The sequence below is a fragment of the Bacteroides propionicifaciens DSM 19291 = JCM 14649 genome, from assembly GCF_000375405.1.
Lineage (GTDB): Bacteria > Bacteroidota > Bacteroidia > Bacteroidales > Bacteroidaceae > Bacteroides_E > Bacteroides_E propionicifaciens.
Genome location: NZ_AQWS01000009.1, coordinates 24,072 through 40,620 on the forward strand (window position 1 = coordinate 24,072; position 16,549 = coordinate 40,620).

Genomic DNA, 16,549 nt, shown 5'->3' on the forward strand with positions numbered 1-16,549 from the left:
TCGTTTTATAAGATATATGAAATAATTAAGTCTTAAATTTCGTTATTCCTTAACTAAGTATTTATCTTGTAGATTAAGTAACTAGAGACAAATCTTATGAATAAAAAGATATTAAAACGACCTCCTATCGAAGAGCTCAAGAAGTATAATGCTTACGTGGAGAGTGATACGCCTTTTCAGTCACATGCTCGCTTGCTTCAAAATAAGTGGTTGCTCTTTAAGGAATCTGCTAAAGATAAACTAAAAGGAGAGGCTCAAGATAACGAGAATGCTAATCTTCTTGAGAAAAGCTTTTTGTTTCTGACTAGTAATATCTACAAGCTAGTAGATAAGACTATGCTTATGGCGAGTCGTGAGCATGCAGCCAATGTATGGGACAGGTTTAAGAACAACCTGATGTCATCTCAACACTTGTGCTTTAATCTCTTTGGAGAGATGAGTTTCAATTTGAGTCTGGCTACTGAGTTTTTTAAACGAGTCTTGCCCGATGAGGTTGCTGAAGTGACCTCTGTGGTATATGATTATTCGACTCGTAAGGGTAAGCCCGATTGGACGACCTTTGATGTTTATGTGGAGTATTTATCTATAGCAGGCGAAGAAAAGTTCTTAGGAATTATAGTTCGCTATTGTGAAAACATGAGGGACGAGGAGGAGGGAAAATCTCTACGTCTTTTCTATAAATATAAAGATCAATATAGTGCCCTAGCTGGCGCATCAGGCTATTTTAGTTCGACTAACTACCAAGATATGGCTATTCCTCCTTATGGTGAAATATGGAGAAAGCATTTGCTTTGTTATAATATGTCGACCGATACTAAGCTTAATCGTAGAGGAGAGCTCTTAGTGTTGTACCCTTTTAATAATGATCCGTGTGATGTTGTGGTTCGTGAATATAAGGATCGTTTTTTAGTGGACTCAGATAAGCAATCTAAGTTTCATGCTTATGACCTAAACTATTTCATGAGAACCATAGACCAAATAGCTCAGTCTAAATGGAGCAAAGAGCTTGTTGAACGCTATCTCGTAGAGGAGGAATAAAAAACACGATATGATAAAGAGAATTGTAATATTTGGGGGTACTGGTTATATAGGAAGACCTTTAGTCGAAGCTTTAAAGCAGCGCTACAGTGTACTGATTATTACCCGCGATGCATCTAGGCATCGTCCATCTGATCATGTTTCTTATTGGGAGTGGGATGGTAGGGAGAGCCTTTCTGCACAACTCGAAGATTCTTTGGCTGTGATCAATTTAGCAGGAGAAAATATAGGAAATAAACGGTGGAGTCATTCTCAGAGGGACATAATAAAGAAGAGTCGTACCTCCGTGGCTGAAGCAATCAAATATGGTGTGGAGCATTGTCAAAAAGCTCCTTCTGTATGGATTCAGGCTTCTGCTGTGGGTTATTATGGCCAACAAGGACGCTCGGGACATTATGCTACCGAAGAGAGTCCTAAATCAACGAGTTCTGATTTTTTATCTGACGTATGCCAAGCTTGGGAACAACCAATTCAGGATTGTTCTTCTTCGATACGTAAGATTATTATTCGTTCGGGAGTTGTTCTTTCTCCAGAAAGCTTGGTTTGGAAGCAGAGTTTTATGCCTTTCAAGGCTCGTATAGCTGTTATTCCAGGCTCAGGAAAGAATTACCTACCTTGGATAGCTCTTGATGATGAGATCCGTGCGATTCAATATTTGTTAGAATCTGAGAGTCTAAAGGGTATATTCAATTTGGTGGCTCCCCAAAGCCTCCAGATGCGCGAACTTATAGCGCTTTTTAAAAAGCAGCGACAGACATTCATAACGGTTCATATTCCTAGAGTTCTATTGAATATTGTTTTTGGTAAAGAAATGGTGCATGAATTAATATTAACTAACCAGTTGATTTCTCCTAAAGCCTTGCTTGATAGTGGATTCTTATTTAAATTTGAAGAGTCCTCAAAGCTAATTAAGCACTATCTTAAGGATGAAAGGTAGTATAATGCCGCTTGCTCGATCACTTTATACTACCTTTGTGTAAAGAATGATTATTAATATTTGATTTTAACCCCATGTTTAGATTTCTATTTGCTTTAGTATTAATCGCTACTCCATTTCTGGAGCAGGCGCAAAAAATTGAAGGCCTGGTTAAGGGTAAAGATACAGACCTTCCCATACGTTATGCTATTATTTCTGTGATTGATGCAGATTCTTTGATTATTGCAGGGGAGCTGACGGATACTTTAGGCTACTTTATGATCGATGAGTTGCTTGAGGGAAGCTATGTTATGTCAGTTTCTGCCGTAGGTTATGAATCTATATCTATGCCTATTGAGATGGATGATAACCATTTCGATTTTGATCCACTATTTCTGACTCCAAAGCAAGAAGAGAAAGAGAAGGAACGCAAATAACTTTATCTTCTATTCTTTCTTTTTGGTCTTCGAATCTTATACCCTGAAATAAGTGCCCAGATAACGAGTATACCCGCAAAGAATATGTAGATCAGTGTGCCAGCTCCTAGGAATGTGTATATACGACCTGTATGTACTTCAAGGGCAATATTCCAAAGAGAAATAGGCTGTGTCCTTAAGAATTGGGGCATGCTGACAAAATTAGCCGGTTTCTCGTATTCAAAAATTACATCTTCATTCTTAAAATCTGAGCTGTATCCCGTTATGGCTCGCTTACCGAATGGTGGGCCACTAACTTCTTCTGTTATTTCTTTTGTGAAATAGTCGGTTGTTATTCTATTATTCCTATCCCAAACATATAGCCCACTAAAAGAACCTATAAGCCAATGATCTCTGTTTTTCTGCTCAAACACATTTATTCCCATAACGCTAATTGGAGGTGCATGTTCTATTTTTATAGGTGTAGCTGTGAGTGAGTCGAGTTGATACAATCCTTCAGAACTTGAGAGTAGCCAATCTTTATTAGCTGAGTCATATCTTAGAGCACGAATACGATCATTCCAAGGGTTCGAGCTGTCAAGCATTGTCGTGGGTATTGCTGGAATTTTTGTTTGAGCTAGAGCAATTAAAAGTGGTGGTCGCAAAGCCCAACCTGTAATGGCCAAAAATAACATAGCTCCGAATGTATACCTACCAAGCTTGTCGTGCCAGTTGAGTGAGAGTCTAAACCATCTTTTGGTTTTAGCGGTCGAAATTGCTTTTCTATTTTGGCGTTTAATCTGTTTGGGTAGTAGCCAAAATAATACTCCAGTAACACTTATTATAATCAGTATTACTCCCAATAAGTCAACAATAATTTTGCCAGCAACTCCAAATAGTTGTCCACTGTGAATGAGCCAAACGGTTCGGAACATGGTAACTTCTCCTTTATAGTCATTGGGTGCTTTGAGTTCCATGGGTTTAAAATTGGTGTATGGTGGGGTTGAAATATATAATTTAGAACGACCTACTGCAATAAGACTATCTCCCTTTATTATTAAGTCGGTCAACCTCTCTGTTGAACCGTAATTCAGGATCTGCCAATCTTCTGTTAAGCCTTTATGATAAAGTCCAAATTGTGATGCAGCGAAGAGTCTTCCACTAAGTGTTTGTTTTACCGCTTGTATATTGCGGTTATCAACGCCTTTAGGAAATCCCGTATTGAATGACTTGAACTCAGTAGCTGAACTGTTTGCTTCCCATACGCCTGCATTGCCATAGAGTAAGACAGCTGAGTCTTTACCGTTCTTATAGGATAGTGTACCTTTTACTAGACTATTATTCCAACCCTCATACCTGAAGGAAGAGGGGAGATATTTGCGATTTATTTCCAATGACGAAATAGCAGTGCGGTGGTTTAATAAGATCCCTGATATGCAAAACAAAATAATAAAAGGGCAGAACAATAGCCCAATCCATTTGTGATGTTTCTTCCAGGTCAATCGTTTCATTTGGTAAGCTGCTTTTAAGTTATTCCGAAAGATATGAATACTTTAAATTTATCTAGCAACTCCAACTCATAATTGTAAACAATAGCAAGATTACCCTACTCATACTTTAGCCGCTGCTTGGACTTTGAATTTACTGGATAAAGTGTGTTGCAAATTTACGTGCTATAATAATGATTAGTTTTGCTTTTGTAGCTTTGTATCAGTGTATTAAATAAAATACAATAGGCTTTAGTTGTAATAATGTTTTATTATTATTAGTTTGCTTACTATTCAATCGAACTAAGTACTATTAAGAGGTACTTGAGTAAACAAACAATTTAATTCTATGAAAAAAGTAGTAAGTTTTGGAGAAATCATGCTACGTTTAGCAACTCCTGGTTATAGTCGTTTTATTCAGTCGAATGCTCTAAATGCCACTTTTGGTGGAGGCGAAGCCAATATCGCCGTTTCACTAGCTAATTATGGTATTCCTACAGAGTTTGTAACTCGTCTGCCACAAAATGACATAGCTGATTGGTGTATTTCTGATTTGCGTAAATACAATGTCGGTACGAGTCATATCCTTCGTGGAGGTGAGCGTGTAGGTATCTATTTTTTAGAAACTGGTGCTGTGGCGCGCGCTTCTAAAGTAGTTTATGATAGAGCTCACTCTTCAGTAGCCGATATTAAGCCGGGAATGATTGATTGGGAAGCTATATTTAAAGATGCCGAGTGGTTTCATTGGACAGGAATCACTCCAGCAATTTCTCAAGGTGCTGCTGATGTTTGCTTAGAAGCTATTAAGGTGGCCAACCGTATGGGTGTGACTGTCTCTACTGACTTAAACTATCGAAAAAATCTTTGGAAATATGGCAAATCTGCGCAAGAGGTAATGCCCGCACTCGTTGAAGGTTGTGATGTTATCTTGGGTAATGAGGAAGATGCAGAGAAGGTTTTTGGTATCAAACCCGAGGGTTTTGATGTAACTGCTACAGCTGGTGAGGTCAATCCTAAGGAGTTTGAATCGGTATGTAAACAACTCATCAAACGTTTCCCTAGAGCTAAGAAAGTTGTTATTACTCTGCGAGGTTCAATTAATGCTAACCACAACACTTGGGGAGGATGCTTATATTCGGATAAACTTTACATGTCACAGCGTTATGATATTACACATATTGTTGATCGTGTAGGTGGAGGTGATTCATTTATGGGTGGCTTGATCTATGGTCTGCTTACCTATAAGGATGATGATCAGAAGGCTCTTGAATTTGCTGCTGCGGCTTCTTGCTTAAAGCATACAGTTTATGGAGATTATAATATGGTTACCGTTCAAGAGGTTGAAAACTTGATGGGTGGAGATGGTTCAGGACGTGTGTCTCGATAATATAAAACGATTTAGTCGTTTACTTGTTTGGACTTACTCCTAAGCCTTAAGCGAGTAAGTAGGAGTATAATCGCCCCCTTAGACAATAGAACTTTGTCTAAGGGGGCGATTTCATTTATGGTTAAGTATGGTTAATTAATAGCTGTTACTTCTTTTATAATTAAAATATATTTATCATTGTGATGTTTAACAGTATTGTTAGATGATTGAGTTAGTGCTAAAATATATACTTTAAATAGAATTATGTCAGTAAAAGAGACCGATACAGAGAAATTGATTTTGGAGGCTGCCGAAGCAGAGTTTTTAGATAAGGGCTATGGTAAATCGCGTACTACCGAGATTGCTAAGCGTGCAGGGCTGAATCATGCCATGCTTCATTATTACTACCGCACTAAGATGAATCTTTTTGAGGTTGTATTTCGTCGAAAAGCAGAACAAATGTGTGATGGTATGCTTTTTACTATTACGCAAGATCTCCCTTTTCTCGAAAAAATCAAGATGTGGGTTGAGTCGCATTTTGATTTTGTAGCTGCTAATGAGCGATTACCAATATTTTTGTTTAGTGAGATCCGTAACGAGCAACCTCTCAAGGATCTTCTGATGCAAATTGTTAAAAGCAAGATGCTTCTGTTGATTAAGAATCTTCAAGAAGAAATTGATAAAGAGGTTGCTCGGGGTGCTATAAAACCAGTTGAGGCTAATGATTTTCTGCTCACTATGGTGTCGCTTAATGCCTTTGTCTTTATTAGCTCACCACTTATTAATAGTGTCTTCGAGATTACTCCCCAAAGTAAAGCTCAATTTCTGACACATCGTAAACAGCAAAATGTTGAGACAGTCTTGAACTTGTTTCGTCTTTAATTTTTAGGCCTATGAAACGACTTTTATTCGTGCTTATTTCTTCTGTTTTGCCTTTATCAGCTCTTTATGCACAGCTCTCTTTGAGTTCGTGTTATGAGAAAGCTGCTGCCAATTACCCTCAGATTAGGCAATACGATTTAATAGAGCAGTCCAAGAACTATAACTTGGCTAATATTGGAAAAGGCTACTTGCCACAGATTCAACTCGGTCTAAAGGCTACCTACCAATCGGAGGTTACCAAAGTCCCTATTGCTATGGATGGCATTAAAGCCTTGCATAAAGATCAGTATGGTGCGACCTTAGAGATGAATCAAAGCATTTGGGATGGTGGGTCTATCCACGCAGCCAAGGCAGGAATTCGTAGCCAAAGTGAGGTTGAGAGAAAGCGGACAGATGTTACAGTCTATGCTATTCGTCAGCGTGTCAATGAACTTTATTTTGCGATTTTATTGCATGATGAGATGTTGCGACTTAACCAGGTTTTTCAGAATGATTTGTCTCGGAATTATCAGCAGGTAGCTACCTACCAAGATAATGGACTAGCTAATAAATCCGATTTAAATCAGATTAAAGTAGAGCAGGTTAAAGCTCAGCAAAACTATACTTCGCTTTTGCACAGCAAGAAGTCTTACTTAGAAATGCTATCACGAATGATTAATCAGCCTCTTGATTTATCAACCGAATTAGACAAACCCGAAGATTCTCTAGAGTTAGGAATTCTGTTGATTCAACGACCTGAACTGGCTTTTTATGAAGCTCAGATTAAGAGCTTAGGTATTCAACGCATGGAGGTAAAGGCTAGCTTGATGCCTAAGCTCAATCTTTTTGCTACAGGTGGTTATGGTCGTCCTGGACTAAACATGCTTGAGCCTGATTTCTCATTTTATTATATGGGGGGAATTTCGTTGAAATGGAATTTTAGCAGTCTATATACTCGAAAGAACAAGCTTAAGAATATTCAAACGAGTTCAGAACTGATTGAAACCAGTAGAGAGACTTTTTTATACAATAATAGGCTTCAAGTAACTCAGAGCAGTAACGAGATTGATAAGATGCGAGAGGTATTAAAGTCGGATGACGAAATTATAGCACTTCGAGGTTCAATAAAACAAGCTGCTCAACTTAAACTTGCCAGTGGTACACTTTCGGTGCTCGACTATATGCACGAAATTAATGCTGAGCAAGAGGCTAAACTAAATAAAATTATTCATGAGATTGAGCTTTTGCAAGCCATTCACAACTTGAAATTCTTAACTAATAACTAAGTGGAATATGAAATCTGTTAGATATTTATTTATAGCGACTCTGCTTCTTGCTCTGGCTAGCTGTAAAAGCAAAGATGTAGAATACGATGCCTCAGGTGTTTTTGAGGCTACCGAAGTGATCGTGTCAGCGCAAAGTAGTGGAGAAATTAAGAAACTTACACTTGGTGAAGGTGAGGTTTTGGCTATTAATCAACAAGTCGGTTATATCGATACTATGCAGCTTAGCTTGAAGTACTTGCAATTGGAGGCTAGTCTTTCGGGGGTTAAAAGTCGTAAGTCTGATTTACCCACTCAAGTTGCTGCCCTCAAAGCTCAGATTGCAAACCAAGAGCGTGAGCACAAACGATTTTCCAATTTGGTAGCCAGTGATGCTGCCAATCAGAAGCAGGTTGACGATATTGAGTCTCAAATCTTGGTACTTCAAAAGCAACTTAAGGCATTGCACGAAAACATACACAACTCGAATGCAAGTTTGTCAAATGAGCAGCGTGCTGTTTTGGCACAGATGGATCAGATCCAAGATCAAATAAATAAAGCTCGCATCATCAGCCCAATTCAGGGTACAGTTCTTGCAAAATATGCAGAACAAGGAGAATTTGCTATGCCTGGTAAAGCTCTATTTAAAATGGCCGACTTGCAGATCGTTTATCTTCGAGCCTATGTTACTGCCGACCAACTCACTACAGTAAAGTTAGGTCAAACGGTAAAGGTCTATTCCGATTTAGGAGCAGAGGGTAGAAAAGAGCACCAAGGTAAGGTTACCTGGATAGCCGATAAGGCAGAGTTTACACCTAAAACAATTCAAACCCGAGATGAAAGAGCCAATCTAGTTTATGCTGTTAAAATCGAAGTGCAGAACGATGGCTTTATCAAAAAAGGTATGTACGGTGAGGTCAAGTTTTAATTCATAAAACAACTACAAGATATGATTGCAGTAGCAGTGAAAAATATCAGCAAAACCTATGACAAAGTCTCTGCATTGAAGTCTATAAGTTTTGAAGCTAGTAAAGGAGAGATATTCGGGATTATTGGCCCAGATGGTGCGGGGAAGACCACGTTATTTCGGATTCTTACCACATTACTCTTAGCCGATAGTGGTGAGGCAACTGTTGATGGTTTTAATGTAGTGAATGACTATAAGGCGATTCGTCAGCGTATTGGCTACATGCCCGGTAAGTTCTCGCTTTACGAAGACCTGAGTGTTGAGGAAAACCTAGAGTTTTTTGCCACACTTTTCCACACCACTGTCCAAGAGAACTATCACCTAATTGAGGAGATATATAAACAAATAGAGCCCTTCAAGAAACGAAGAGCGGGAAAACTGTCGGGAGGTATGAAGCAGAAACTTGCTTTGAGCTGTGCTTTGATTCATAAACCCTCAGTTTTGTTCTTGGATGAACCCACTACAGGTGTTGACCCTGTGTCAAGAAAGGAGTTTTGGGAGATGCTCTCCAACCTAAAAACTCAGGGGATTACGATTTTGGTTTCCACACCCTATATGGATGAGGCTTCACTATGTGATAGAATTACTTTTATACACCAAGGTAAGTTCCTCGATGTAGATACACCACGAAATATGATTGCTAAGTACCCCTCGAAGCTATTGGCTGTATCTGCAAGTCGTATGTATCCGTTACTGCTCGACCTCAGAGCGAATCCTCAGGTATTGAGTAGCTTTACATTTGGTGATAATCACCATGTAACTTTGGCGGCCACTTATTCGGTTGAAGAGCTAGCTGCTTACCTTAGGCTAAAAAACCATGAGGATGTTTTGATTCAACCAATTGAACCTACTATTGAAGATTGTTTTATGCAAATAACAACTACTGCTGATGAATGACATCGTAATTCAGGCTCACGAATTGACCAAAAAATTTGGCGATTTTACGGCTGTTGATCATATAAGTTTTGAGGTTCATAAAGCCGAAATCTTTGGGTTTCTTGGTGCTAATGGTGCCGGGAAGACTACTGCCATGCGTATGCTTTGTGGGCTGAGCCATCCAACCTCAGGATCAGGAAGTGTAGCTGGTTTTGATATTGCTAAGGACCCCGAAAAGGTTAAAGCCAGTATAGGTTATATGAGCCAAAAGTTTTCTCTCTATGGTGATCTGAAGGTGTGGGAGAATATCCGTCTTTTTGGAGGGATCTACGGGATGAAGACCAAAGCAATTGCCTCTAAAACTGATGTGATTTTAAATCATCTGGGGTTAATGAGTGAAAAAAATACATTAGTCCGTGATTTACCACTTGGCTGGAAGCAAAAATTAGCTTTTTCAGTCTCTATATTTCATTCGCCCCAAATTGTCTTCCTTGATGAGCCTACGGGTGGAGTAGACCCTGCCGCTCGTCGTCAGTTTTGGGAAATGATATACGAGGCTGTCGATCAAGGAATCACTGTGTTTGTCACCACTCACTATATGGATGAAGCTGAATATTGTGATAGGGTGTCTATTATGGTTGATGGGCGGATCGAAGGGCTTAATACTCCAGCACAACTCAAGCAAGAAACAACTTCTACCTCAATGGATGAGGTATTTCAGAAATTTGCACGTAAAGCAACTCGTAATCAAGATTAAACTATGAAGCAATTTCTAGCATTTGTAAAGAAGGAGTTCTTCCATATCTTCAGAGATAAGCGGACAGTTCTGATTTTATTGGCTATGCCCGTAGTTCAGATTATTCTTTTTGGTTTTGCCATAACCACTGAGGTCAAAAATGCTCAGATTGCTATTTATGACCAATCCAAAGATGTCGTGACTCAGCAAATTATCCAGCGTCTTCAGGCCAATGAATATTTCACGCTTGTCGAAAATATTTCTGAGCCTTCTCAGATAGAGAAGCTAATGAAAAATGGTAGGGTAAGCATGGTTTTAGTGTTTGAACCTAATTTTCAAGAGAATATTGAACACTTAGGCAAGGCCGACCTGCAAGTTGTTGTCGATGCTACTGATCCCAATCAAGCAAAAACCATGACCAACTATGTGACAAGTATTATAATGCAATATCAGCAAGAGTTTATACCCTTGAAGTCTGAAGTGGCTCCGATGCAAATCGTACCACAAGTAAGAATGCTTTATAATCCTCAAATGGTTGGTGCGTATAATTTTGTGCCTGGAGTGATGGGATTAATTTTGATGTTGATTTGTGCCATGATGACTTCGATCTCTATTGTTCGAGAAAAAGAGAAGGGTAGTATGGAGGTTTTATTGGCTTCCCCGATTCGTCCAATCTTTATTATCATTGCCAAAGCTGTACCTTATTTCGTAATCTCTATTGGCAATTTAGCAACGATATTAACGCTCTCTGTGTTTGTCTTAAATGTACCCATAGCTGGTAGCTTAACCATGATAGTGGCTGTTTCGCTTTTGTTTATTTTGGTAGCACTGCTCTTGGGGTTATTAATCTCCAATTTGGTTAAGTCACAGGTGGCAGCAATGTTGATTTCGGGAATGGGACTAATGACGCCCACAATGATTCTCTCGGGAATGATGTTCCCTACCGAGAGTATGCCTGTGATTTTGCAGGGCATTTCATCGATTATACCTGCGCGTTGGTACATAACTATTATTAAGAAGTTAATGATTCAGGGTGTAGATTCAGTTTATATTGTGACCGAGTTGGGGGTCTTGATTCTCATGCTTTTGGTTTTGCTTGCGGTAAGTCTGAAGACATTTAAAAAACGCTTATAGCCTAATAAATAGATAAATATGTTGAGATTCTTATTAGAGAAAGAGTTTAAGCAGATCATTAGAGATCAGTTTATGCCAAAAGTGATTTTGATGATGCCCGTAATGATGCTTCTTATCATGCCTTGGGCTGCGGATCAAGAGATTAAAAATATAAAACTATCTGTGGTTGACAACGATCATAGCACTTATTCCCAGCATCTGATTCAGAAGGTAACTGCTTCGGGATATTTTATTCTGGAGGATATATCTAGCTCTAACGCGCAAGCCCTTCGGAGCATTGAGTCGGGTAAGACGGATGTAATTCTAGAAATTCGCCCCGACTTCGAGCGTGATTTGGTTCGAGATAAGAAGAGCGAGGTCATGATTTCATCTAATGCGGTCAACGGTACGAAAGGAGGGTTAGCGGGCAGCTATTTGAGTTCTATTCTTGCTGATTATGCCCAAGATATTAATATAAATATTGGTTTGATTTCAAAAATGTCAACTACACTAATACAGGTGATGCCTTATAATAAGTTTAATACCTATTTAGACTACAAAGTCTTTATGGTGCCTGCACTTATTGTGATGCTATTAACACTCTTGACAGGCTTTCTACCCGCACTAAATATTGTACAAGAAAAGGAGATTGGTACGATTGAGCAGATTAATGTTACCCCCGTTAAGCGCATTCTCTTCATTTTGGGTAAACTTATCCCTTATTGGGTGATTGGTTTTATCGTGCTCACGATTTGCTTTGTATTGGCGGCAGTAGTATATAACTTAACTCCTGTAGGTAGCTTACTTACAATCTATTTTTATGCCGCAATTTATGTGTTGGTAGTTTCGGGCTTGGGGCTAGTAATATCGAACTATTCTGCTACTATGCAGCAGGCAATGTTTGTGATGTTCTTCTTTATGCTAATCTTGGTATTGCTAAGTGGTTTATTTACCCCCATTAGCAGCATGCCCGATTGGGCTCAGTTTATAGCACAGCTCAATCCACTGACTTATTTCATACAGGTGATGCGTTCGGTTTATCTAAAAGGTAGTGGGGTCATCAATTTAATTCCACAACTCTTAAAGTTGATAGGCTTTGCACTATTCTTCAACAGTTGGGCGATTCTTAGTTATAAGAAGAGTCAGTGATTTCTTAGTTCTATTATAAACAAGTATCCCCTAAAGCCTAGCTTTAGGGGATACTTGTTTATAGGTATTTGAAGTTTTAGCCTCAATAATTACAGTTATTTGTTTGCACTGAAGTATTTTAAGAACTGTGTTCTTTCGAAGTAGTTAGCGTTCTTAACGTTCTTGTGATTGAGCCTACCTTTGAATTGGTTAATTCTCTCAAAGCCGTTGTCTTGCATCCAAGTACCAAGGAAAGTAAGCATCTTTCTGATTTCAGTATCTGACTTCTTGTAGATAATACTACAAACCTGTACTGCTGATGCACCTGCAAGCAGTGTTTTAACAACGTCTTGTGGGCTTTGTACTCCACCAGATGCAGCATAGTCAATTTTATCAACGACAGCTGATGCTATACCAATCCAGCGTAAGGAGTTAGGTAATTCGTTTGAGCTGCTAAGAATAGGACCTGCAGCATGTTTCATTTTGATGATGTCGATATCAGGTTGGTAGAATCTGTTGAATAAAACTACTGCATCAGCACCGTTAGCATACAATTGGTTGATTAAGGCTACAGGATTTGTGAAACTATTACCAAGCTTCATGATCACAGGAAGCTTAACTGTCTTCTTGATATGTTTTAAAATATCAACATGTCTTTGTTCGAATGAACCATATACATAGTTGATATCTGTTTGGAGTGCTAAGATATTAACCTCAATTGCATCAGCACCAGCTTCTTCTATTTGTTTAGCAAAATCGATCCATTCAGAGTCACTGTAGCAATTGATACTAGCAATAATAGGCACGTCTTGACATACGGCTTTGCTAGACTTAATTAGCTCCAGATACTCGTTGAGTTTATGGTGTCTAACATATTCTTGTAGATAGTCAGTACCTTCCATATAGGATGCTGCGTCAGTAAGCATTTGGTCTGTTTCTATAAGGATTTGCTCCTCAAAAAGAGATTTCAATACAATTGCTCCAGCACCAGCTTCGGCTAATTTTTTGTTTTTATCAGCGCTGTTGGTAAGTCCCGAGCTGCTCACGATAATAGGATTCCTAAGTGTGAGCCCAGCAAAGTTTGTTTTAAAGTCGGTCATTATTACTATAGTTTTTTCGGTATATTCAATTATTAACTAAAGTAACTTATTTGTGTGAATTAATAAATCCTTTCTCCAAATATTTTACTTCCTACACGAATTAGCGTACTCCCTTTTGCAATTGCTAATTGATAATCGTGTGACATTCCCATAGATAACTCCTTGAAGCTTGCTTCATCACTAAAATATTCTTCTTTACAGTAGTCAAAGAAATCTTTCAGTTCTTGGAACTCGTTTGAAACTTGTTGCATGTCGTCCGTGTTGGTAGCCATTCCCATTAGTCCAACAATTTTGACATTCTTGAGTTCATCGAGCAAATTACTCTTGAATAATTCTTTGCACTCTTCAAGTGTAAAACCATATTTAGAGTCTTCTTCTGCAATATGAAGTTGGATGAGGCAGGGTATTACTCGATCAACCTTTAGGGCTTCTTTATTGACATTCTTAAGAAGTCTTAGCGAATCAATGCTATGTATTAGCGACACAAATGGTGCTATAAATTTGATCTTATTGCTCTGCAAGTGGCCTATAAAGTGCCATTGGATGCCTCTTAGAGGGAGTTCTTCGTGCTTCTGAATGAGTTCTTGTGCCTTACTCTCACCAAAGATACGTTGTCCTGCATCGTAGGCTTCTTTGAGCTCAGGCACCTCGTGGTACTTTGAAACTGCAACTAGGCTAACGTGTGGTGGAACATCTTTAAGTATCTGTTGTAGATTATTGGTAATACTCATTTCTATAACTGTTTTTGATCTTTGTGGTTATTTAAACTTCGGGTTTGTCATTAGCTTCACTGCCATATGGATATACGTCCATAAGTGGAGTCTCTGCTACCGAACTAATTTGGTAGTCAGCCATTCCGCCTTCCATACCTTTATCTAATTTCTTTACAGCATCTCTTAAATCTGATGCTTGTACTAGCATATTAGTTGATGATTTTTTCTCTGCTCCACTCTTCTCATCTAGTGTGATGAAAGTCACTTTACATTTGAACCATCTGTCTGCTGATTCTTCTTCAGCAAAAAATATCTCACTATATTTTGCGCGCTTAATGTCAGAAACAGTGAACTCACCTGTAATGTAAGGGGATATTTCTTCAATGATTCTAGCTTCTGCTTCAGTAAAGCTTAGGGCATCAAAAAGATAAGGCTCTGTTACTTTCTTAGCAATGCCATTCTCCGCCATTTTCTCATAGCGAACTTTACATTCAAACCAATTGTGCATCATAATTTAATTGTATTCAGTTTTGATTTATATATACAGACAAAGGTACAAGATATTTAAATAAATCTTGGATGTTGTGGTATAAAAATAAGAATCCTCTCTATACAAAAGTGAGTGCACTCTGAATAGAGAAGATAATCAAAAAAATAGAAAAGTTCTACTCTTTTGTATAGTAAATAAATGTGGTTGCTCCAGTAGTGATGACTTGTCCCGACTCGATTCGGCGAATATCACCTGGTAGAATTTCTTCAGCTCCAAGGAAAGTACCTGTCATGCTATCGTTGTCTTGAATAGTGCAGATAATCTCACCTCCTTTGCGCTGGATGTTGATGATTGTGTGTCTTCTGTCCATACTCATATCACCCGTCTCAATAGGAATGGTAACTTTAGAGCCTGGTGAACGTCTACCAATGAGATTATCACCCTCACTTAATGGGATAAGTTGTTTGAATGAGAAAAGATTTTCAATTACCGAAAGATAGCCAAAAGGAGCTTCCAGGTTTTCGGGCGATAAGTCTTCGTCTTTGCGAGTAGCCTTGAGAGGCGTTTTACCCAAACGTATGCGAAATTGTTTGTCACACTCCTCACAAATAAAGACTAGGGACTGGCCTGCTTCGTAGTTTTGGTCATTGAAGTAAACATAATTATCGCACTTAGGGCAGCGTACTCGTTTCATAAAATCTTATTAGTTTGCTTTGTACACCCATGCATTGGCATAATCAGCATTTTTTGTTAGTTGGTTCAGTGCCTTGTATGCAGCATCTTTTGATTCAAATGAGGCAATACTTACTCGAACTCTGTTTTGATTGGTTAGGACTTGTGCATTATCATAACCATTATTTTTGAGCTGAGTAACCATATCTTTAGCAAGGTCTTTTCGAATAGAGCTTGCTACAATAATATGAAAAGGATTAATGTCGTTTGAAACTTTAATCTCTTGGGTTACTTGCTTAGTTGGTAAAGATACATCAGAAGCTGGTGTTTCTATCTCTTGCTTAGCTAGAACTTTCTTATCGTGAGCAGTTACATGTGAAAACACGAATCCTTCAGAATTTTCACTCGCTTCATCTTCTACTTTTAACTCTTCAGTAATAGAAGGTGCTTCTGCTAACTCTAACGTCGAATTGATCGCTGTTGTTTGTTGAGCTTTATTTGAAGGTGTAAAGATATCAGTTGATAAGAATTTAGCATAGCTAGTAGTTTGTATCTCTGTGTTTTCTATCGGAGTAGAGAAAAATAGTACAGAAATAAAAGCTACAGCAACAAGAACTACTGAGCCTGCCATATTCAAAACTCTTTTATGTGTTTCTGGTTTAAAGAATACAGGAGCAGTTTTGTGAATGGAAGTTTCTTGCCCTATTTTGCTGTCAATAATCTGATTAATCTCTAGGATTTCAAAAGGTTTGAAACCATAAAACTGAGGGCAAGTTAATGCTTCAGGATTAGCTTTGAATGAATAATTATTATTGGCATCACAACGAAGTGTTCCTAAATTCTTAAGCTCTACATAACCATTGACTTCCAGGTTAGTACGCAATTTGTCGACAGCTTCTGCAATATTTTGTTGAGCTTCTTGAATACTACAATTGCTAATATTCATATATGACTGAAGCAATAAACCATCGTTTAAAGTCAATCTATCGTTAAAGCCGATATTACGGACTGGAGGTACAAATAGATCTTTTTTTGCATCTCGAATTGCAGGAGTATAGTGGGCTATAAAGCCTCCAAACCCCGGTATAACCGCAAAGTCACTTTCTAAAAGAAGTTTATGTATGTGTCGAGCCAATTCATTCATGGTACAAAACTAATATTTTTTATTCTATAAAACGATGAATTTTACAAATAAGTTATTCCTTAGTTATCTACTCTTTTTTTAAGAATATATCAGGTTGTAGACTGTACTGATTTTTCCTTAATATCCCAAATGGTAATTTAAGGTAAAGTGTTTCGTGGTTTAGCTTAGACTAGATATATAAGGTGTATCAAAAGAGCCTTATAGCTCGTTTAAATTGTTCGCTAGTGAAATTACAAAATTAAAAAGAGATAGTCAATTATATTT

16 protein-coding genes and 1 pseudogene are annotated in these 16,549 nt (G+C 38.3%); 11 read left to right on the top strand and 6 right to left on the bottom strand.

From position 1 onward, the window contains the following. Positions 1-96: 96 nt before the first annotated feature. The 3 genes from B091_RS0103840 (at position 97) to B091_RS0103850 (ending at position 2,391) form a co-directional block, all read left to right on the top strand. Positions 97-1,038 (top strand): PGN_0703 family putative restriction endonuclease, encoded by a 942-nt coding sequence (locus B091_RS0103840; protein ID WP_018108688.1) that lies wholly within the window; start codon positions 97-99, stop codon positions 1,036-1,038. A 10-nt stretch (positions 1,039-1,048) separates the two neighbouring features. Continuing rightward, on the top strand, positions 1,049-1,975 hold the full coding sequence (locus B091_RS0103845) for a TIGR01777 family oxidoreductase (RefSeq protein WP_018108689.1): 927 nt from the start codon (positions 1,049-1,051) through the stop codon (positions 1,973-1,975). Between the two features lie 74 nt (positions 1,976-2,049). Then, entirely contained in the window at positions 2,050-2,391 is a 342-nt protein-coding gene (locus B091_RS0103850; protein WP_018108690.1) for a carboxypeptidase-like regulatory domain-containing protein, read from the top strand. Positions 2,392-2,393: 2 nt separating this feature from the next. On the opposite strand, the gene B091_RS0103855 is transcribed toward B091_RS0103850, so the two are convergent. Then, a complete protein-coding gene (locus tag B091_RS0103855; protein WP_025069431.1) occupies positions 2,394-3,881 on the bottom strand; it encodes a PepSY-associated TM helix domain-containing protein in 1,488 nt (495 codons plus the stop codon). 325 nt (positions 3,882-4,206) lie between these two features. Between B091_RS0103855 and B091_RS0103860 the strand changes: the two genes are divergently transcribed. From B091_RS0103860 to B091_RS0103895, 8 genes and pseudogenes are all read left to right on the top strand, one after another. Then, entirely contained in the window at positions 4,207-5,244 is a 1,038-nt protein-coding gene (locus B091_RS0103860) for a sugar kinase (protein ID WP_018108692.1), read from the top strand. A 243-nt stretch (positions 5,245-5,487) separates the two neighbouring features. After that, positions 5,488-6,105 carry a TetR/AcrR family transcriptional regulator gene (locus B091_RS0103865; RefSeq protein WP_018108693.1) on the top strand — a complete coding sequence of 206 codons (618 nt, stop codon included), beginning with the start codon at positions 5,488-5,490 and terminating at the stop codon, positions 6,103-6,105. A gap of 11 nt (positions 6,106-6,116) precedes the next feature. Beyond that, positions 6,117-7,370, top strand: coding sequence for a TolC family protein (locus B091_RS0103870; RefSeq protein WP_018108694.1), 1,254 nt, complete (start codon positions 6,117-6,119; stop codon positions 7,368-7,370). A 7-nt stretch (positions 7,371-7,377) separates the two neighbouring features. Next, positions 7,378-8,274, top strand: coding sequence for an HlyD family secretion protein (locus B091_RS0103875; RefSeq protein ID WP_018108695.1), 897 nt, complete (start codon positions 7,378-7,380; stop codon positions 8,272-8,274). Positions 8,275-8,295: 21 nt separating this feature from the next. Next, positions 8,296-9,210 (top strand): ABC transporter ATP-binding protein, encoded by a 915-nt coding sequence (locus B091_RS0103880; RefSeq protein WP_018108696.1) that lies wholly within the window; start codon positions 8,296-8,298, stop codon positions 9,208-9,210. Further along, a pseudogene (locus B091_RS0103885) lies at positions 9,206-9,946 on the top strand (ABC transporter ATP-binding protein); the annotation flags it as partial. The gene B091_RS0103880 and the pseudogene B091_RS0103885, both read left to right, overlap by 5 nt. 3 nt (positions 9,947-9,949) lie before the next feature. Then, positions 9,950-11,059, top strand: coding sequence for an ABC transporter permease (locus tag B091_RS0103890; RefSeq protein WP_018108698.1), 1,110 nt, complete (start codon positions 9,950-9,952; stop codon positions 11,057-11,059). A gap of 18 nt (positions 11,060-11,077) precedes the next feature. Further along, the gene (locus tag B091_RS0103895; protein ID WP_018108699.1) at positions 11,078-12,187 is read left to right on the top strand and encodes an ABC transporter permease; all 1,110 of its coding nucleotides are present in this window, start codon (positions 11,078-11,080) and stop codon (positions 12,185-12,187) included. A gap of 95 nt (positions 12,188-12,282) precedes the next feature. Here B091_RS0103895 and B091_RS0103900 read toward each other — a convergent pair whose 3' ends face one another. From B091_RS0103900 to B091_RS0103920, 5 genes are all read right to left on the bottom strand, one after another. Further along, positions 12,283-13,266, bottom strand: coding sequence for a dihydroorotate dehydrogenase-like protein (locus tag B091_RS0103900; RefSeq protein WP_018108700.1), 984 nt, complete (start codon positions 13,264-13,266; stop codon positions 12,283-12,285). 59 nt (positions 13,267-13,325) lie between these two features. Continuing rightward, complete coding sequence (locus B091_RS0103905) at positions 13,326-13,997, bottom strand: YggS family pyridoxal phosphate-dependent enzyme (protein ID WP_018108701.1); 672 nt, start codon at positions 13,995-13,997, stop codon at positions 13,326-13,328. A gap of 31 nt (positions 13,998-14,028) precedes the next feature. After that, positions 14,029-14,493, bottom strand: a complete 465-nt coding sequence (locus B091_RS0103910) for a DUF4494 domain-containing protein (protein WP_025069432.1) — start codon at positions 14,491-14,493, stop codon at positions 14,029-14,031. Positions 14,494-14,644: 151 nt separating this feature from the next. Continuing rightward, positions 14,645-15,163, bottom strand: coding sequence for an FHA domain-containing protein (locus B091_RS0103915; RefSeq protein ID WP_018108703.1), 519 nt, complete (start codon positions 15,161-15,163; stop codon positions 14,645-14,647). Between the two features lie 9 nt (positions 15,164-15,172). After that, positions 15,173-16,285, bottom strand: coding sequence for an HU domain-containing protein (locus B091_RS0103920; RefSeq protein WP_018108704.1), 1,113 nt, complete (start codon positions 16,283-16,285; stop codon positions 15,173-15,175). Between the last annotated feature and the right edge of the window lie 264 nt (positions 16,286-16,549).